The sequence below is a fragment of the Nocardioides salarius genome (genome assembly GCF_016907435.1).
In the GTDB taxonomy this organism is placed as follows: domain Bacteria; phylum Actinomycetota; class Actinomycetes; order Propionibacteriales; family Nocardioidaceae; genus Nocardioides; species Nocardioides salarius.
This window is the reverse complement of record NZ_JAFBBZ010000001.1, coordinates 2,937,921-2,956,011: the sequence shown is the minus strand read 5'-3', so window position 1 is coordinate 2,956,011 and position 18,091 is coordinate 2,937,921. Positions and strand designations below refer to the sequence as shown.

The 18,091-nt window shown below is 76.2% G+C and carries 15 protein-coding genes; 7 read left to right on the top strand and 8 right to left on the bottom strand.

Features of this window, described 5'->3' with window-relative positions; all coding sequences use genetic code 11:
- Window positions 1–13 precede the first annotated feature (13 nt).
- Complete coding sequence (locus JOE61_RS14235) at window positions 14–739, bottom strand: M50 family metallopeptidase (RefSeq protein ID WP_307823025.1); 726 nt, start codon at window positions 737–739, stop codon at window positions 14–16.
- Window positions 736–2,235 carry an ATP-dependent sacrificial sulfur transferase LarE gene (gene larE, locus JOE61_RS14230; RefSeq protein ID WP_307823024.1) on the bottom strand — a complete coding sequence of 500 codons (1,500 nt, stop codon included), beginning with the start codon at window positions 2,233–2,235 and terminating at the stop codon, window positions 736–738. The genes JOE61_RS14235 and larE overlap by 4 nt, the downstream gene beginning before the upstream one ends.
- 181 nt (window positions 2,236–2,416) lie before the next feature.
- On the opposite strand from larE, the gene JOE61_RS14225 reads away from it, so the two are divergent.
- A complete protein-coding gene (locus tag JOE61_RS14225) occupies window positions 2,417–4,597 on the top strand; it encodes a S8 family serine peptidase (RefSeq protein ID WP_193668510.1) in 2,181 nt (726 codons plus the stop codon).
- Here JOE61_RS14225 and JOE61_RS14220 read toward each other — a convergent pair.
- The 5 genes from JOE61_RS14220 to JOE61_RS14200 are packed head-to-tail and all read right to left on the bottom strand — an operon-like array spanning window position 4,587 to window position 8,721.
- On the bottom strand, window positions 4,587–5,021 hold the full coding sequence (locus tag JOE61_RS14220; protein ID WP_193668511.1) for an SRPBCC family protein: 435 nt from the start codon (window positions 5,019–5,021) through the stop codon (window positions 4,587–4,589). The genes JOE61_RS14225 and JOE61_RS14220 overlap by 11 nt on opposite strands.
- Window positions 5,022–5,032: 11 nt before the next feature.
- On the bottom strand, window positions 5,033–5,617 hold the full coding sequence (locus tag JOE61_RS14215; RefSeq protein WP_227491585.1) for a histone deacetylase: 585 nt from the start codon (window positions 5,615–5,617) through the stop codon (window positions 5,033–5,035).
- 31 nt (window positions 5,618–5,648) lie between these two features.
- Window positions 5,649–6,785 carry an RDD family protein gene (locus tag JOE61_RS14210; RefSeq protein WP_193668512.1) on the bottom strand — a complete coding sequence of 379 codons (1,137 nt, stop codon included), beginning with the start codon at window positions 6,783–6,785 and terminating at the stop codon, window positions 5,649–5,651.
- 5 nt (window positions 6,786–6,790) lie between these two features.
- A complete protein-coding gene (locus JOE61_RS14205) occupies window positions 6,791–7,906 on the bottom strand; it encodes an FHA domain-containing protein (RefSeq protein WP_193668513.1) in 1,116 nt (371 codons plus the stop codon).
- Window positions 7,903–8,721, bottom strand: coding sequence for a PP2C family protein-serine/threonine phosphatase (locus tag JOE61_RS14200; protein ID WP_193668514.1), 819 nt, complete (start codon window positions 8,719–8,721; stop codon window positions 7,903–7,905). Before JOE61_RS14200 ends, JOE61_RS14205 begins: the two co-directional genes overlap by 4 nt.
- 69 nt (window positions 8,722–8,790) lie before the next feature.
- Here JOE61_RS14200 and JOE61_RS14195 point away from each other — a divergent pair, with 69 nt between their 5' ends.
- The 4 genes from JOE61_RS14195 (at window position 8,791) to JOE61_RS14180 (ending at window position 15,127) form a co-directional block, all read left to right on the top strand.
- Window positions 8,791–11,061, top strand: coding sequence for a helicase-associated domain-containing protein (locus JOE61_RS14195; protein ID WP_193668515.1), 2,271 nt, complete (start codon window positions 8,791–8,793; stop codon window positions 11,059–11,061).
- Window positions 11,062–11,119: 58 nt separating this feature from the next.
- Entirely contained in the window at window positions 11,120–12,769 is a 1,650-nt protein-coding gene (locus JOE61_RS14190; protein WP_193668516.1) for a DNA repair helicase XPB, read from the top strand.
- A 101-nt stretch (window positions 12,770–12,870) separates the two neighbouring features.
- Entirely contained in the window at window positions 12,871–14,070 is a 1,200-nt protein-coding gene (serA, locus tag JOE61_RS14185) for a phosphoglycerate dehydrogenase (RefSeq protein ID WP_193668517.1), read from the top strand.
- 115 nt (window positions 14,071–14,185) lie between these two features.
- Window positions 14,186–15,127, top strand: a complete 942-nt coding sequence (locus JOE61_RS14180) for an oxygenase MpaB family protein (protein ID WP_193668518.1) — start codon at window positions 14,186–14,188, stop codon at window positions 15,125–15,127.
- On the opposite strand, the gene JOE61_RS14175 is transcribed toward JOE61_RS14180, so the two are convergent.
- Entirely contained in the window at window positions 15,107–15,682 is a 576-nt protein-coding gene (locus JOE61_RS14175) for a P-loop NTPase family protein (RefSeq protein ID WP_193668519.1), read from the bottom strand. The two genes, JOE61_RS14180 and JOE61_RS14175, sit on opposite strands and share 21 nt — an antisense overlap.
- 111 nt (window positions 15,683–15,793) lie before the next feature.
- On the opposite strand from JOE61_RS14175, the gene JOE61_RS14170 reads away from it, so the two are divergent.
- On the top strand, window positions 15,794–17,161 hold the full coding sequence (locus JOE61_RS14170) for a carboxypeptidase-like regulatory domain-containing protein (protein WP_193668520.1): 1,368 nt from the start codon (window positions 15,794–15,796) through the stop codon (window positions 17,159–17,161).
- Window positions 17,158–18,084 (top strand): hypothetical protein, encoded by a 927-nt coding sequence (locus tag JOE61_RS14165; RefSeq protein WP_193668521.1) that lies wholly within the window; start codon window positions 17,158–17,160, stop codon window positions 18,082–18,084. Before JOE61_RS14170 ends, JOE61_RS14165 begins: the two co-directional genes overlap by 4 nt.
- Window positions 18,085–18,091 lie beyond the last annotated feature (7 nt).

Here is an 18,091-nt window from a genome sequence, read left to right as displayed (position 1 = left end):
CACACCAACCGGTTCAGCGCTGCAGCAGGTCGGGGGCCAGGGTCGCGACGCCGACGACGAGCCCGGCGAGGTTGGCCAGCAGCATCAGCGCCACCCACAGCACCGAGGGCAGCCGGGTCAGCCGGGCCAGCTGGTCCGGGTCGGAGCCCCGTCGCCCCCGCGCGCCGCGCCCCCACAGCTCCAGCAGCGGCCGGGGCGCGGCGAGCAGCAGCAGCCAGGCCACCAGCAGGGCCAGCACCGACTGCGCCAGCGGCGGCGCCCACCAGGTCACCGCGACCACGCCGGCGCCCGCGACGACGAGCACCACCACGCCGTACACGTTGCGCACCCACACCAGCAGCGCGACCAGCAGCGCCACCAGCAGCCACAGCAGCGCGAGGCCGCGCCCGTCGGCGAGCAGCAGGGCCGCGCCGAGCCCGACGGCGGCGGGCGCGAGGTAGCCGGCGGCCAGCATCGCCACCATCCCCGGCCCGCGCGGCCGCCCGCGCGACAGGGTGACCCCCGAGGTGTCGGAGTGCAGCCGGATGCCCTGCAGGCGCCGCCCGACCAGCACCGCGACCACGGCGTGGCCCGCCTCGTGGACCACCGTGACGCCCAGGCGCACCAGCGGCCAGGTGGTGGGCCACCAGACCAGCGCGAGCGCCACGGCTCCCGACAGCAGCACCAGCGAGGCGTCGGGCAGCGGCTGGCGCGAGGTCACCTCGTCCCAGAGGCGCTCGGCCACCTCGCCCGGGCTCACCGCCACCGCTCGGGCTCGGCGAGCAGCTCGTTCATCGACCCGGAGCGGAAGCCGCGGCGCGAGAGCTCGGCGCTCGCGAAGCCGGTACGCCGCACGGCGGCGCACAGCTCCTCGACCAGGCCGCGCCCCTCGGCCAGCGGCCCGCCGAGCAGCGCGGCGTCGACCTCGATGCTGGCGCGTGCGGCGTCGGACGCCCCACCCAGGTCGCGCACCCGCAGGTCGCGCACCCCCACGCCGGCGCCGGCCAGCACCTCGCGCACCGCGCTCTCGGCGCGCTCGACGCGGGCCAGCCGGTGCGGGGTGACCTCGATGCCGTAGGCGACGCGGGAGGACAGGCAGGCCGCGGCCGGCTTGTCCCAGGTCGGCAGGGCCCAGCGCCGGGAGACCTCACGCACCTGTGCCTTGGTCAGGCCCGCGTCGGCGAGCGGCGTCAGCGCCCCCCGCTCGGCGGCCGCGCGGATGCCGGGCCGGAAGCCGGCGACCACGTCGTCGGCGTTGGTGCCCGTGGCCACGTGCGCCAGCCCGTGCTCGGCCGCCAGCGGCACCAGGGTGTCGAGGAGCTCGGCCTTGCAGAAGAAGCAGCGGTCGCCCTGGTTGGCGCGGTAGCCGGGGCGCTCCATCTCGTGGGTCCGCGGGGTCAGCACCCGCACCCCCAGCGACCGGGCGAGCTCGCGGGCGGGGTCGCGCTCGGCCTGCGGCAACGAGTCGGAGTAGCCGGTGGCGGCCGCGACCCGGTCGGCGCCGAGCACCCGCACGGCCGCAGCGAGCAGCAGGGCCGAGTCGGCGCCGCCGCTGTAGGCGACGAGCAGCGAGCCGCGGACGCGCAGGTCGGCCTCGAGGGCGGCGGTGCGCCGGTCGAGCAGGTGCTCGTCGAGCCAGGGCGCGAACTGCGCGAGGTCGTCGAGCACGACGTGGGTGCCGGCGGCCCGCAGCTCCTCACGGGTCGCCCCGCCGCTGAGCACCGACACGCTCGTCGCGCCGGCGGCCAGGGCCCCCTCGACGTCGTGCACGTGGTCGCCGACGTAGACCGAGACGCCCTCGCGGCGCAGCACCTCGGCCTTGCCGACGCCCCACACCCGGCCCTCGACGAGGTCGACGTCGAGGCCCAGGTGCTCCACGTGCAGCCGGGCGTTGGGGGTGTGCTTGCCGGTGACCACCACGACGCGGCCCGCGTGGGCGCGCACGGCGGCCAGCGCCTCGGCGGCGCCGGGCAAGGCGAGGGTTCCGGCGACGGCCCGCTCGGGGTAGAGCTCCCGGAACCGGTCGACCGCGGGCCCGACCGCCTCACGGGCCAGGTGCGGCTCGAGCATCAGGTCGAGCGGCGGCCCCAGCCGTCGGGTCATCTCCTCGACCGGCAGCGTGACGCCCAGCTCGACGGCCAGCGTCTCCAGCACCGCGGCGATGCCGGGCCGCGAGTCGATGAGCGTCATGTCCAGGTCGAAGCCCACCGCCAGGCCGGGGGCCGACGGGGCCGTGGAGGGGCTCGGGGCAGGCACGGCCCCGAGGGTAGACGAAGCGCCTGGGAGCCCTCGTCGTCCACAACCCCCGCGTTCGGCTGTCGTCGGACCGCCTCGTCGGTCACAATGGGCAGCTCGGCCCGAGCACCGGTCCCCGGACCGGCCGCCGACCCAGCCCGCACCCAGCCCGCACCCAGCCATGAACCAGCCAGGAGCACCCGTGCCCGAGCCCCGCACCCGCCCCGCGCACCACGGCGTACGCCGCGTGCTCGCGGCCGGCTGCGCGCTGGCGGCCGGCGCGGCGGGGCTCCTCGCGGCGGCCTCCCCCGGCCAGGCCGTGCCCGGGGCCGACGGCCCCGGCGGGCGCGGCGCCGAGCTCTACCTGGTGACCCTCGAGGGTCCCGGCACGGCGGGCACGTCCTCCGAGCTCGACCGCGGGCTGCAGAAGCTGCGGATGCGCACCCGCCAGGAGCGGGTGCTGGAGTCGGTGGAGGCGCCCGAGCCGGTCTACCGCTGGACCACCGCCCTTAACGGGGTCGCCGTCGAGCTCAGCACCGACCAGGCCACCCGGCTCTCGGCCACGCCGGGCGTCGCGATGGTCGAGCCCAGCAGCGTCCGGCCGCTGGCGGCCTCCGCCGCCGACCCGGGTGCCGACACCGCGGGGCTGAGCCCGTCGGCCCGGACCCGCGGCGGCCAGGGCGTGGTGATCGGCTTCGTCGACACCGGCCTCGACCCCGACGGCCCGGTCTTCTCCTCGGCGCCCGGGCTCGGCCCGGCGCCCACCGGCTTCGGGGGCGTCTGCGCCGACGCCGACGACTGGGGCCCGGCCACCTGCAACGGCAAGGTCGTGGCCGGAGACTGGTTCGTCGAGGGCTTCGGCGCCGACCGGGTCAAGGCCTCCTCGTCGCTCTCCCCGCGCGACGACGACGGGCACGGCACCGCCATGGCCTCGATCGCCGCCGGCAACGCCGAGGTGGCCGTGCGCGTCGGGGACGAGGACCTCGGCCGCTACGCAGGTGTCGCCCCGCAGTCACGCATCGCCGTCTACAAGGCCTGCTGGAGCGCCCCCGACCCCTCCGACGACGGCTGTGCCACCGCCGACCTGGTCTCCGCCATCGACCGTGCCACCGACGACGGCGTCGACGTGCTCAACCTGTCGGTCGGCGGACCGCCCCGGCTCGACACCGTCGAGGTCGCGCTGCTGGGGGCCGCCGAGGCCGGCACGGTCGTGGTCGCCGCGGCCGGAGACCGCTCCGACGGCACCGCCGCGCACCCCTCCCCCTGGGTCACCACGGTGGGCGCCAGCACCGGCACCACCCACGAGGGGCGGGTGCGCCTGGGCTCCGACGGTCCCCGCGTCGACGGCGCGATGCTCGCCGACGAGGGGGTCGGCCCGGCCCGGCTCGTGCGTGGCGCCGACGTGGCCGCCCCCGCCGCCACCCGGGAGCAGGCCTCCCTGTGCACGCCCGGCAGCCTGGACGCCGCCGAGGTGGGCGGGCGCATCGTGCTGTGCGAGCGCGGCGGGGTGGGCCGCACCGACAAGTCCGCTGCCGTGCAGCGCGCCGACGGGGTCGGCATGATCCTGCTCAACAGCGGTCCCGACTCCGTGGACGCCGACTTCCACAGCGTGGCCACCGTGCACCTGGGCGCCACCGACGCCGGCGTCGTACGCCGCTGGGCGCGCGAGCACCCGGGCGCCAAGGTGCGGCTGGTGCCGCGCGGCGCCCGCGCACGCGATCTCGAGGTGCTGGGCTTCTCGGCCACCGGCGACCCGGCCGGGCCGGTGCTCAAGCCCGACCTCGTCGCCCCCGGCTCCGGGCTGGTGGGCGCGGCCCCGACGCGCGCGGTCGGACGGCGCTGGGACACCCAGACCGGCACCTCACCGGCCACGGCGTGGACCAGCGGCACCGCCGCCCGGCTCCTGGCGCGCCGAGGGTGGAGCGCGGCGTGGGTGCGCTCCGCACTGGTCGGCACCGCCGACGCCGTCCCGGGCACCCCGGCCCTGGCGGCCGGGTCGGGCCGGGTGCGTGGAGTCCGGGCGCTGCGCCCCGGGCTGGTCCACGACCTGGCGGTCGAGGACTACCGCACCTGGCTGGAGGGTGCGCTGCCCTCCGACCGCCCCCTGAACCTGCCCTCCGTGCTGCTGAGCAGCGCTCGGTCGACGACCACGCGCACCGTGACCAACACCAGCAGCAGGGCGCGCTACTTCTCCTCCTCCACGGCCGGCTTCGAGGCGCACGACGTCAGCGTGAGCCCCGCTGCGCTGCGCCTGGCCCCGGGCGAGTCGGCGACCTACACGGTGCGGGTCGCCGGAGGCACCCGCACCAGCGACGACGGCGTGGTGCTGTGGCGCGGCGGCGACGGCACCCGCACCCGCGTGCCGGTGCAGCTCAGCCGCTGACGCGCTGGGCGGCCGCGGCGCGCGCCTGGGCCAGCTCGACCAGCGTCCGCAGCGCCTGCGGGGCGTGGGCCACGACCATCGGACCGACGTCGTCGGCCCCCGGGCCCTCGACGGTGGTCTCGACGGTGATCTCCGCGCCCTGGCCGGTCGCCTCGACCCGGTGGTCGATGCGGATGCACAGCTCGCCGACGACCAGCTCGTCGCAGTAGCGCGCGTCGGGACTCACCTCGACGAGGGTGAAGGGCGCGCGCACCCCGCCGGACAGGCTCATGGTGCCGGTGGTGCCGAGGCGGAACGGCCCGTCGAGCACCACCCGCTCGACGCTCGGGTCCCACTGGGGCCAGGTCGAGGTGTCGGACCACAGCGCCCAGACGTGCTCCGGCGAGGCGGAGGTCGAGGCGGTCTCGGTGTGCGCGAAGGCCATGACGGTGGAACCTAGGCCAGATTTTGCAATCCCGCCAGGTAGTCGTGCGCGACCGGCTCCTCCCAGCCGTGCGCCTCGCCCAGTCCGCGGGCCATCGTGGCGAGGTAGGCCGCGGAGGGACGCGAGCGCTCGGCGGTCGCCGCGGTGTGCGGCGCGGTGAAGGTCAGCATCGGCGCACCGTCGTGGCGGCCCACGTCGACGACGGTCTCGTAGCCACCGGGGCCGACCTCGTGGCGGCCGTCGGGCAACGGGGTGAGCACCAGCTGCTCGAGCGGGTCGTCGGCGCGCGGGTCGCGGTGCATCTCCTGGGCGGCGATGTCGGCGAACTGGCCCGCGCTGACCAGGTAGCCGCGGGCGGCGGTGCGCCCGGGGGTCGCGTGGTCGTAGAACGCCACCGCCCCACCCCACTGCGCGGAGCGTCCCGCGAAGTAGGTGGTGCCGGGCAGGTCGACGGGGATGCTGCGCAGCGGCGGGGTGCGGTCGCGGGCCCCGGGGTGGGCGCGGGTGCCGCCGGGCGGACAGCCGCCCTCGACGTAGCAGGTGAGGCGGTCGAGACTGAGGTTGGAGCCGTAGGCGACGTACCAGACGTGGGTCATCAGGCCCTCCACCGTAGCGAGGACGCCGCGCTCAGCGGGCGCGGCCCACGCGCAGCGAGCGGTCGCCCAGGCGCACCACGTCGCCGTCGAGGAGGGTCACCGGCTTGCCCGCGGCCAGCTCGCGGGCCACCCCCGAGCGCACCACCACCGAGCCGTTGGTGGAGCCGCGGTCCATCACCACCAGGGCCCCGTCGGGTGCGACCTGGAGCTGGGCGTGGGTCTTGGAGACCGACATGTCCTGCGAGCGCAGCGGCACCAGGCGGCGCACCTGCTCGCCGGCGCGGGCCACGGGGCCGCGACCCAGCAGGACCAGGCCCTCGACCGCGACCTGCTCCCCGGAGTCCAGCTCAACGACCCATCCGCCCGCCGGGGCCGGTGCCGGACCGGGTGCCGGACCGGGTGCCGGACCGGGTGCCGGGCCAGCCGTCGGGCCGGCCGTCGGGCTGTCGGTGGGCACGGCCCGGCGACGCGCTCCGGGCGGGCGGGGCGCGCTCGTTGCTGCCGCGGGCCACGCCGGGGCGGGCGAGACGGTGCCGGTGCCGGTGCCGGTGCCCGGAGTGGTGGGGGCCGGCTGCGGCGTCGGCATCAGGCGCATCGCGGTGAGGTTGACGATGGACCGGGGCCGGACCTCCTCGACCTCCTCGCTGACGGGCACCGGACGCAGGTCGACCACGACGCTGCCGGCGAGGTGGTCGTGCCAACCGCGGCGCCGACGGTCCCGGTCGGCGGCGCTGGTCCAGGCGAGGGTCGCGGCGCCGAGGAGCAGCGTCGGCACTCCGGCCAGGCCCACGACCAGGCCGCGCAGCAGTGCCGGCGCGACCCCGACCGGACCGCCGGTGCGCTCGGAGACGACCCGCAGGCCCAGCAGCGCCTTGCCGGGGCTCAGGCCGCGCAGGCCCAGCAGCACCGCGAGAGCGACCTGGAGCGCCAGCACCCAGCCCAGCACCAGGGCCACCGCCACCAGCGGGTCGTCGAGCAGCCACCCGGCCAGCCCGGCGACGGCGGCGTACGACGACCAGGCCAGGCCGCGGTCGACCGCGTGGGCGTAGTAGCGGCGCTCGAGGTCGGCGACCGGCAACCGAGGCGGCGCCGGCAGCGGGGGCGCGGGCGGCGGGGGCGGCGGGGGCGGGGGCGGCGGGGGCCCCGGCGGCACGGTGGAGGCTGGCACGGCGCTCAGGGCCGGACGACCTGGATGCTGACCCCGTCACCGAGGTCCAGGATCGCGCCCGGGATCAGCTGCACCGCGATGCCGGGCTGCAGTGGCTCGGGCGGCAGCCCGGGCTGCACCAGCACGGTGCCGTTGGTCGAGCCGAGGTCGGTGACCACGGCGCTGCCGTGGTCGGCGCCCGAGCCCGGTCGGACCTCGAGGTGGGTGGAGGAGATCTCCTGCTGGGGGCTGGGCACCGTGACGAGGCGAGGCTGCTCGGTCGAGGTGAAGCGGCGGGCCTCGGGGGCGCGGCCGACCAGCACCACGCGGTCGACCTCGACCTCCTCGCCGTGGGAGACCACCAGCCGGGCCACGGGGCTGGCGGTGACGCTGGGCGGCTGCGGCTGGCCCGGGATGCCCGGCCGGTGCCGCCAGAGGTCCTCGCCCCACTCACCGCCCTTGGTCATCCCGTCGTGGTCGGACTCCCCGGGACCCCAGGCCCCGGGGGCCGCCGGAGCCTCGCCGGCGGGGCCCGCCTCGACGGGAGCCGCCGGCGGGGTCGGGGTCGTCTGCTCCGGCTCCGGCTCTGGGTCGGGCTCGGGGTCGGGGTGCGGCTCCGGCTGCAGCTGCGGCTCCGGCTCCGGATCGGGGTCCGCATCGGGCTCCCCGTGGAGCACGCAGGAGGCCCGCACGAGGCCGTCGGCGACGCGCAGCCCCGGCTCGTCGGAGGCGCCGGCGTGGGCACCGGGGCCGCCGGGGCCGCCGGGGAGGTCGAGCCGCCAGGACCCGACGTCGCGCACCAGCAGCTCGCTCCAGGTCGAGGCGCCCTCGCCGCTGCCCCGGGCCTCGCCGTCCTGCGCCTGGGCCGACCACCGTGCGGCGCCGCGCAGCAGCACCCGGGTGGTGGCGTCGTCGTGCTCGCTGACCAGGGCGAGCCCGGCCAGGGTGCTCAGCCCGCTCCCGAGCAGGGCGTCGAGCAGCTCGTCGGCGCCGGCGCCGGCGTCGAGCAGCGACCACGCCCGCGCAGCGCGCTCCGGCTCCGAGGCCGGCAGGGCCACGACCACGCGCGGGCCCAGGACGACGTACCAGTCACCGGGCAGGTAGGCCCGGGGCGGGACCGCGGCGGCGTCGGGGGAGGTCACGGCAGGGCTCCCAGCTTCTGCTCCAGGCTCAGTCGCTGCTGCTCGGAGTCGTAGGGATGGTCGTGGGCCAACTCAACCACATCGACGACCACGACGGTGGCGTTGTCGCGGCCCCCGGCGGCCAGGGCCGCGGCGACCACGGCATCGGCGGCGTCGCGCGGGTCGGCGGTCGCGGCGAGGATGCCGGCCAGCTCGTCGTCCTCGATCATCCCGCTCACGCCGTCGCTGCAGAGCACGAGCCGCTCGACCGCCGGCAGCGGGAGCAGGAAGTAGTCGGCCTCGGAGCTCTCGGTGCTGCCGAGCGCCCGGGTGATCACGTGGCGCTCGGGGTGGTGGGCGGCCGCGTCGGCGGTGATGGCACCGGCGTCGACGAGCTCCTGCACCACGGAGTGGTCGACACTGACCTGGTCGAGGCGCCCACCATCGAAGCGGTAGGCACGCGAGTCGCCGAGGTTGGCCAGCAGCCACTGGGGCTGGCCGTCGTCCTCGACGAGCAGCCCGACCACAGCGGTGGTGCCCGCCGAGAAGGCGCTCTGCCCGGCGGCGCGCTGCTCGGCGCCGTACGCCTCGATGCGGCGTCGGCACTCCTCGAGGGTCGCGGCCACCACCTCGGCGCCGCGCCGCGGGTCGTAGCCGGCGTCGGCGAGGCGGGCGAACTCCTCGACGACGATCGCGCTGGCCACGTCCCCGCCGTCGTGGCCGCCCATCCCGTCGGCGACGACGAAGACCGGCGGGGCGACCAGGAAGGCGTCCTCGTTGACCTCGCGCACCAGCCCGACGTCGGTGGCGGCCCCGTGGTGCAGCTCGACGCGCATCAGCCGGCCACCGTCTCGACCACGGCGTCGCGTGCCGTCTCCTGGGCCGGTGCCGCTAGCGTGGGAGGGATGTCTGCCGAGGGGTTCCGCACGCTCGCCGACCAGCTGCGCAGCTGGCCGGACGCGCGCCTGTCCCGCTTGCTGCTGGCCCGTCCCGATCTCGCCACTCCGGCCCCTCACGACTCCGGCCAGCTGGCGTCTCGTGCCGCCACCCGGTCCTCGCTGCTGCGTGCGCTCGACCAGCTGACCCGGCTCGAGCTCTGCGTCCTAGATGCCCTCGTCGTCGCGGGCCAAACCACCCGCGCCGAACTCGTCTCGATCGTGCACGCCGACCCCGCCGCCACCACGGCCGCGCTCGAGCACCTCACCGACCTCGCGCTCGTGTGGGACTCCCCCACCGGGCCACGCGCGCTCAGCGGGGTCGCCGAGGGCCTGGCCGGCGGACCGGGCGCGGGGGTCAGCGGCCTGCGCACCCGCTCGCCCGAGCCGATGGCGGCCGAGGTGGTGGCCCAGCGGCTCGACGAGCTCTCGGCCCCGGCGCGCACCCTGCTCGAGCACGTCCTCGACCACGGCGGCGAGGCCACGACCGGCACCTCGCGCCACACCGTCACCCCCGCCGAGGCCGCCACGCCCGCCGAGGAGCTGCTGGCCCGGCGGCTGCTGGTGCCCCGCGGCGGCGGGTCGGTGGTGCTGCCCGGCGAGGTCGGGCTGGTGCTGCGCGGCGGGCGCACCACCACCGACCGCGTCGACGACGTGCCCGCCCTGCCCACGGTCGAGCGGTCCGCGGCCATGGTCGACAAGGTCGCCGCCGGCGCCGCCTTCGAGGCCGTACGCCGCGTGGAGCTGCTGCTCGACCACTGGGGCACCCACCCGCCGGCCGCGCTGCGCAGCGGCGGGCTGGCCGTGCGCGACCTGCGCGCCGCGTCGGTGCTGCTGCACGTCGACGAGACCACGACGGCCCTGCTGGTCGAGACCGCGTCGGCCGCCGGCCTGCTGGCCACCGGCCACGCAGCCGAGGGCGAGGCCGCGTGGCTGCCGACCGACGAGCTCGACCGGTGGAGCACCCGCTCGCCCGCCGAGCGCTGGTGGGTGCTGGCCCGTGCCTGGTGGGACAGCAACCGGCTGCCCGGGCTGGTGGGCACCCGCGACCCCGCCGGCAAGACGTGGAACGCCCTGGCGCCCGAGCTCTCCGGCGTCCACCAGGTCGAGACCCGGCAGCTGACCCTGCGCGAGCTGGCCGCCCTGCCTCCGGGGCAGGTGCTGGCCTCCGGCACCGGCCTGCCCGCGCTCGTGGCCCGGGTCGCCTGGCTGCGCCCGCGCCGGCCCCGCACCCGCGCCGACCAGGTCGCGTGGGCCGTCGGCGAGGCCGAGGCGCTCGGGGTCGGCGGCCTGGGCGGGCTGGCGTCGTACGCCCGGGCGCTGGCGGGCGGCGACGAGACCGCCGCCGGTGTCGCGGCCCTCGACGCGCTGGTGCCGGCGCCGGTCGACCACGTGCTGCTGCAGGCCGACCTCACCGCCGTGGCGCCGGGGCCGTTGGAGTCGACGCTCGCCAAGCGGCTGCAGCTGCTGGCCGACGTCGAGTCGCGCGGCGGCGCGACGGTCTACCGCTTCACCTCCTCGTCGGTGCGCCGCGCGCTCGACACCGGGTGGTCGGCCGTCGAGGTGCACGACTTCATCTCCTCGGTCTCGCGCACCCCGGTGCCCCAGCCGCTCACCTACCTCGTCGACGACACCGCCCGCACCTTCGGCTCGATCCGCGTCGGGCACGCCGAGGCGTTCCTGCGCGCCGACGACGAGGCCGCGCTCAGCGAGGTGCTGCACCACCCCAGGGCCGCCTCCCTCGGCCTGCGCCGCATCGCGCCCACCGTGCTGGTCTCCACCACCCCGCTCGACGTGCTGCTGCCGCGGCTGCGCGAGCTCGGCGCCGCGCCCGTGGTCGAGGGGCCCGACGGCACCGTGCGCGTCGCCCGCCCCGACCAGCTGCGCGCGCGCACGCCCCGCGACCGCCGCCCCGAGGGGCTGCGGGCCGCCCGCGGCAGCGCGACCGTCTCGGCCGTGGTCACCGCCGTGCGCGCCGGCGACCGGGCCGCCTCGAGCCGACCGGCCGGAGCCGGCCAGGCGCTGAGCCCCTCCGGCTCGCTGGCGGCGCTGCGCGAGGCCGTCGAGACCGGCGCCAGCGTGCTGATCGGCTACGTCGACAACCACGGCACCCGCTCCGAGCGGGTCGTCGACCCGCGCAGCGTCGAGGGCGGCACCCTCACCGCGCACGACCACCGCGCCGACGACCTGCGCTCCTTCGCGGTGCACCGGATCACCTCGGTCGCCCCCGTCGCGCCCTGAGCGACCCTCGGCGGGCTCGGCCCGCACGCCCCGCCCGGGGCGCCCGTAGGCTTGCCCGGTGACAGACGGCCCTCTCATCGTCCAGTCGGACAAGACCCTCCTGCTCGAGATCGACCACGAGCGCGCACAGGACTGCCGCAAGGCGATCGCGCCGTTCGCCGAGCTGGAGCGCTCCCCCGAGCACATCCACACCTACCGCCTGACCCCGCTGGGGCTGTGGAACGCGCGCGCCGCGGGCCACGACGCCGAGCAGGTCGTCGACACGCTCCTGGAGTTCAGCCGCTACGCCGTGCCGCACTCGCTGCTGGTCGACGTCGCCGAGACGATGGCGCGCTACGGCCGCCTGCGCCTCGAGAAGCACCCGACCCACGGGCTCACCCTGGCCACCACCGACCGACCGGTGCTCGAGGAGGTGCTGCGCGCCAAGAAGGTGCAGGGCATGCTCGGCGAGCGCGTCGACCCCGACACCGTCGTGGTGCACGCCTCCGAGCGCGGCAACCTCAAGCAGGCGCTGCTCAAGATCGGCTGGCCCGCCGAGGACTACGCGGGCTACGTCGACGGCGAGGCGCACCCCATCGACCTCGACGAGAGCGACTGGACGCTGCGCGACTACCAGCGCGAGGCCGCCGAGTCGTTCTGGCACGGCGGCTCGGGTGTCGTGGTGCTGCCCTGCGGCGCCGGCAAGACCCTCGTGGGGGCCTCGGCCATGGCGCACGCCAAGGCCACCACGCTGATCCTGGTCACCAACACCGTCTCGGCGCGGCAGTGGAAGGACGAGCTGGTGCGGCGCACCTCGCTGACCGCCGACGAGATCGGGGAGTACAGCGGCGCGGTCAAGGAGGTGCGTCCGGTGACCATCGCGACGTACCAGGTGCTGACGATGAAGCGGAAGGGCGTCTACCCCCACCTCGAGCTGCTCGACGCCCGCGACTGGGGCCTGATCGTCTACGACGAGGTGCACCTGCTGCCCGCGCCGATCTTCCGGATGACCGCCGACCTCCAGGCCCGGCGCCGGATCGGGCTGACCGCCACCCTGGTGCGCGAGGACGGCCGCGAGGGCGACGTGTTCTCGCTGATCGGGCCCAAGCGCTACGACGCGCCCTGGAAGGACATCGAGTCGCAGGGCTGGATCGCCCCGGCCGACTGCGTCGAGGTGCGGGTCACGCTGCCCGACGACGAGCGCCTCGTCTACGCCACCTCCGAGCCGGAGGAGCGCTACCGCATCGCCTCCTGCACCCACCGCAAGACCGAGGTGGTGCGCGACCTCGTCGAACGCCACTCCGACCAGCCGACCCTGGTCATCGGGCAGTACCTCGAGCAGCTCGACGAGCTCGCCGCCGCCCTCGACGCCCCCGTCATCAAGGGCGAGACCAGCGTCAAGGAGCGCCAGCGGCTCTTCGACGCCTTCCGGTCCGGCGAGGAGCGGCTGCTGGTCGTCTCGAAGGTCGCCAACTTCTCCATCGACCTGCCCGACGCCGAGGTGGCCATCCAGGTCTCCGGGTCGTTCGGCTCGCGCCAGGAGGAGGCCCAGCGGCTCGGGCGCCTGCTGCGCCCGGGCCACGACGGCAAGGTGGCCCGGTTCTACACGGTCGTCTCGCGCGACACCGTCGACGCCGAGTTCGCCCAGAACCGCCAGCGCTTCCTGGCCGAGCAGGGCTACGCCTACCGCATCGTCGACGCCGAGGACATCCCCGACCTGGCGACCTGACCGCCACCCGACGCTCGCCCGGACGGCCGGTGGGCCCGCCTGCTGTCCACGCCAGCACCGCGAGTCGGTCGTACGCCGCCGAGGTCTCTAGGGTGGAGGCCGTGAAGGCGCTGCTGCTGGAGAACATCCACCCCCTGGCCGTCGAGATCCTCGAGGGCCGCGGATTCGAGGTCGAGCTGCTCACGCGCTCGCTGAGCGAGGACGAGCTGGTCGAGGCCCTGCCCGGCGTGAGCCTGCTCGGCATCCGCTCCAACACCAACGTGACCGCCCGCGTGCTCGACTCCGCGCCCGACCTGCTCGCGGTGGGGTGCTTCTGCATCGGCACCAACCAGGTCGACCTGGCCGGCGCCGCCGAACGCGGGGTCGCGGTCTTCAACGCACCGTTCTCCAACACCCGCAGCGTCGTCGAGCTGGTCATCGGCGAGATCATCGTGCTGGCGCGCCGGCTGGCGGAGAAGACCGAGAAGATGCACGCCGGCGTCTGGGACAAGTCGGCGCAGGGCAGCCACGAGATCCGCGGGCGCACCCTGGGCATCGTCGGCTACGGCAACATCGGCACCCAGCTGTCGAACCTCGCCGAGGCGATGGGCCTGCGGGTCATCTTCTTCGACACCGCCGACCGGCTCGCCCACGGCAACGCCCAGCGGATGAAGACCCTCGACGAGCTCCTCGAGCGCGCCGACGTGGTCTCGCTGCACGTCGACGGCCGCCCCGGCAACGCCGGGCTCTTCGGCGCCGAGCAGTTCGCGAAGATGAAGCCGCGCTCGCTGTTCATCAACGCCGCCCGCGGCATGGTGGTCGACACCGAGTCGCTGCGCGAGCACATCCTCTCGGGCCACATCGCCGGCGCCGCCATGGACGTCTTCCCGATCGAGCCCAAGGCCCAGGGCGACGTCTTCGAGTCGCCGCTGCGGGGGCTCGACAACGTGATCCTCACCCCGCACGTGGGCGGCTCCACCCAGGAGGCGCAGGAGGAGATCGGCTACTTCGTGGCCAACAAGCTCGCCGGCTTCGCGCTCGAGGGCCGCACCGAGCTCTCGGTGGACCTCCCGACCGTGAGCGCCCCGGCGCTGCAGACCGGTCACCGGCTGGGCTACCTGCACGACAACGTGCCCGGGGTGCTGGCGGCGGTCAACCAGCTCATCGCCGAGGCCGGCGCCAACGTCGTGGGCCAGTACCTGGCCACCACCGGCGAGCTCGGCTACGTGGTCACCGACTCGACCGAGGCGATCCCGGCGCAGGTGGTCGAGGCGCTGGCCGCCAACGAGCACTGCCGCTGGGTCCGCACCTGGGACGTCTGAGCGGCTCGGCGGTCGATCCGGGCCGGGTCGGGGCGAAGTTCGGGCCGGGTCGGGGCGAAGTCCGGGCCGGGTCGGCGGGCCCTGGAGGGTGAGGGGCCGTCCGTAGGCTCGTGGCATGACCAGCAGCCAGGGCGCCCCGGCGCTTCGAGGGGTGCTGCGCGTGCCCGTGGGCGCGGTGGGGGCACCGCTCGACGAGGTGCGTGAGCGCCTGGGCTCCGTGCTCTTCGCCCGGGTGGCCGGCCCCGACGGGCCCCGTCAGCGCGACCGCATCCACGGCCGCCCCGGGCCCCGCTGGTTCGCGCCCGACAGCGCGATCGCGCAGGTGCACGGCGACGCATCGATGTTCGTCGGCGGCATCCGCGCGCTGCTGCTGCAGACCCTGCATCCCGCCGCCATGCGCGGGGTCGCCGAGCACAGCGACTACCGCACCGACATGTGGGGCCGCCTGGCCAGCACCAGCACCTACCTGGCGATGACGACCTTCGGCCACGCCGACGACGCCCAGGCGGCCGTCGACGCCGTGCGCCGCATCCACGAGCGGATCCGCGGCACCATGCCCGACGGGTCGGCGTACGCCGCCTCCGACCCGCACCTGCTCGGCTGGGTGCACGCCGCCCAGGTCGACTCGTTCCTGCTGGCGCACCAGACCTACGGCGCGCGTCCGCTCGACCAGGCCCGGCGCGACGAGTACGTCGAGCAGGCCGGCGAGGTCGCGCGGCGGCTGGGCGCCGTCGACCCGCCGCGCACCGAGGCCGAGCTGCGCGAGGTCCTGGCCGCCTACCGCCCCGAGCTGCGCGGCAGCCCCGAGGCCCGCGAGGCCGTGCGGTTCCTGCTGCTCAAGCCGCCGCTGCCGGCCCTGGCCCGCGCGCCCTACCTGGTGCTGGTCGCGGCCGCCGTGGGGCTGATGCCCCGCTGGACGCGCGGTCCGCTGCGGCTGCCGTGGATGCCGGTCTCGGAGCGCACCATCGTGCGGGCGCTCGGCTCGCTGGCGACCGGGACGATCCGGTGGGCGATGAGCGCCCAGGGACCGGCGAGCTCAGCGGCGCTCGAGGCCTGAGGCGAGGCCCGCCAGCCACCGCTCGACGTCGCGGTCGCCGCCCAGCCGCACGACCGGCAGCCCGGGGCGCTCGCGCCGCAGTCGGGGCACCAGGTCGTCGCGGTACTTGCGGCGGTGCGTCCACTGGTAGCGCACCACGTGCTCGGGGTCGGTGAGCACCTCGCGCAGCGGCCCCTCGACGTTGCCGTTCCACAGCACCTCGCGGCGTACGCGCCGGCGCACCGTGCGTCGCACCAGCCGCGCCAGCGCCACCGGGTAGGGGTGGTCGAGCCAGACCAGCAGGTCGGCCCGGGCGGCGAGCACGGGCCGGGCCGCGGAGTACTGCCACTCGGTGACCCAGGCGGGCGAGTCGGCCAGGGCGCGCACGTCGTCGAGGAACTGCGGTCGCGGCACCCAGGAGGCCCCGTGGTGCAGCGCGTCGAGCTCGGTGTGCGGCAGGTCGAGGAGGGTCGCGAGGCGCCTGGCGAGGGTGGTCTTGCCGGCGCCGCTCAGCCCCGCCACCAGCACCCGGCGGGGACGGGCGACCGGGACGCGGAGGTCGTCGCTGGCGGGCACCCGCGGAGGATACGGGGATTCTTGAGCGAAGCCTTGCACGATCTTGAGCCTGTCCCGAGGTGGGACTGCCACAGTGGTGCAACCACCACCCCCCGAGCCCGAGGACACGTCATGGGGCACCACCTCCCGCGCCGCCCGCAGCGCCCGCTGGTCGCCGCGCTCGTCGCCGCCGTGACCGCCGCCCTGCTGCTGGCACCGGCCGCGTCGGCAGCGGCAGAGCCGACGCCGACCCTGCAGCCGGGCCAGGCCACCGCCGAGCGCGAGGCCCGTGCAGCGGCTCGCCAGGCGCCCGCGACCGCCGAGCGCACGACCAAGGTCCGGGGCAGCATCAAGGCCGCCGACAAGGGCGTGAAGTACCGCGTGCGGTGGTTCACCAAGGACTGGACCTACCTCGACGAGCGCAAGGTCACCGGCGGCATCTACTCGCTGAGCCTGCAGCCGGGCACCTACTACCTGCAGTTCGTCGACCTGCGCCCGGCGTACAACGTGCGCAAGTACGCACCGACCGACATCAGGGTGAAGGTCGCGAACAAGCCGGTGCAGAAGAACGTGCGGATGAAGCGCGGAGCCGCGATCACCGGCACGGTGCGCGCCGGAGGCAAGGTCGCCGGTGGCGCCGAGGTGGTGGCCGCCAACGCCTCCGAGCAGTCCTACCGGGTCAAGGCGGACAAGCGCGGGCGCTTCGCGCTCGGGGGCCTGCCCGCCGGGAGCTACTCCCTGTTCACCTACGACCGCAAGAAGCAGTACGTCGGCCGCTCGACCTACCTGTCCCAGATGGGGCTCGGCCAGGTGCGCAACACCGCGATCACCCTGGGCACCCGGGCCGGCCGGCTGCTGGTCGACCTCAGCACCCTCGACGGCCGGGTCAAGCAGAAGGTGTTCGTGACCGCCGTCAGCAAGGCGACCGGGCAGTTCTGGACCGTCAGGGCCCGCGGTGGCGAGGCCATCTTCTCCGGTCTCTTCCCCGGCGGCTACCGGATGGTGGCACCGGGCGTGGGCCGCTACCTCCCGCAGAGCGGCGTGATCAAGGGCGCCAAGGTGAAGTCCGGCAAGGACGACCTGGCCAGCAGCTTCACCTGGACCAAGCGTGGCGCGACGATCACCGGCGCCGTGGTCGACCAGGAGCACCCCGACGCCGGCATGGAGGACGTGCTGGTGCAGGCCTTCAGCGCCGCGGGGGCGCTCCTCGGCTCGGCGACGACCGACGACGAGGGGATCTTCACCGTCACCGGCCCGATCACCTCCCAGGAGGGGATCACCGTCAAGATCCAGCCGGGAGGGGCCAACCCGCCCTACCTGCAGGGCACCTTCTACTGCAAGTACGCCGCCGCCGAGACGGACGGGGTCCGGGTGCGGACCGGTGAGGACACCGTCGTCGGGATCCTCGAGCTGCCCCAGCTGCCCACCTCGCAGCAGGACAACAAGTCCAACTGCGGCCCCGACGCCACCGCTCCTCGCGCGCCACGACCTGGACGATGACCCCAGGTACCGGCATCGACCTGCGCCTGGTGCGGGCGCGGCCCTGCGTCGCCCGGGTGCGCTGGTGGTCCGCCGACGGGCGCCTCGCGGGCGACAAGCGGGTGCACGACACGACCACGCTGCTGCGGGTCCCGCCCGGCTCCTGGCGCGTCGAGGTCGAGGACGCCCGCTCCTCGCACGACCCGGCCCGGCTCGCCCCCGGACGGGCGCAGGTGGAGGTCCGTGCCGGCTGGCGCACCGCCGCGGAGGTCCGCCTGGCGCCCGGCGCCACCGTGACCGGCAGCGTGCGCACCGCAGCCGACGGCCGCGCCAGTCAGGCGCTCGTGGAGGCGACGACCACCGACGGCACCCGGGTGCACACCCGCTCCGACGCCCTCGGGGTCTTCACCCTGGCGGGGCTCCCGAGGGGCGTCGACCTGCTCGTCGGCGCCCGCAGCCGCTGGCACCAGGCCACTCCCCTGCTGGTGCGCATCGGCCCCGCCCCGGCTCCGCGGCTGGTGCTGCGCCTGGCCCAGCCCCTGCTCGGCGCCTCGCGTCCCGGCGGGGTCGACCCCGTCGTCGGCGGTGCGCTGCGCGGCCTCGTGCTCGACGCCGACGGCGAGCGGGCGTCGTACGCCGCGGTGGTGGAGCTGCGCGACGCGCGCGGCACCCTGCTGGCCCGCACCCGCTCCGACCGCGAGGGACGCTTCGTGGTCGGCGGCGACCTGCCCGACCGCGCCGGCCTGACCGTGGTGGTCAAGTCGGGGCCCGGCGACGTCGTGGTCGACCGCGTGCACCTGCGCGGCCTCGCCGTCGGGGCCGGCCAGCTGGTCGACCTCGGCACGGTGCGCCTGACCCGCTCGCCACGACGGCCCCGGCCGGCGCGCGCCAGCCTCCCGCGCGCGAGCGCGGCGTCGCTGCGGCTGCCGAGCACCCGCGTCTGAACCGCCG

Coding starts and splice junctions, on each gene's coding strand:
- JOE61_RS14220 (WP_193668511.1), bottom strand. CDS start 5,021: ATGGCCTTCGCGCACACCGAGACCGCCTCGACCTCCGCCTCGCCGGAG.
- JOE61_RS14215 (WP_227491585.1), bottom strand. CDS start 5,617: ATGACCCACGTCTGGTACGTCGCCTACGGCTCCAACCTCAGTCTCGAC.
- JOE61_RS14200 (WP_193668514.1), bottom strand. CDS start 8,721: ATGCGCGTCGAGCTGCACCACGGGGCCGCCACCGACGTCGGGCTGGTG.
- JOE61_RS14195 (WP_193668515.1), top strand. CDS start 8,791: ATGTCTGCCGAGGGGTTCCGCACGCTCGCCGACCAGCTGCGCAGCTGG.
- JOE61_RS14180 (WP_193668518.1), top strand. CDS start 14,186: ATGACCAGCAGCCAGGGCGCCCCGGCGCTTCGAGGGGTGCTGCGCGTG.
- JOE61_RS14170 (WP_193668520.1), top strand. CDS start 15,794: ATGGGGCACCACCTCCCGCGCCGCCCGCAGCGCCCGCTGGTCGCCGCG.
- JOE61_RS14165 (WP_193668521.1), top strand. CDS start 17,158: ATGACCCCAGGTACCGGCATCGACCTGCGCCTGGTGCGGGCGCGGCCC.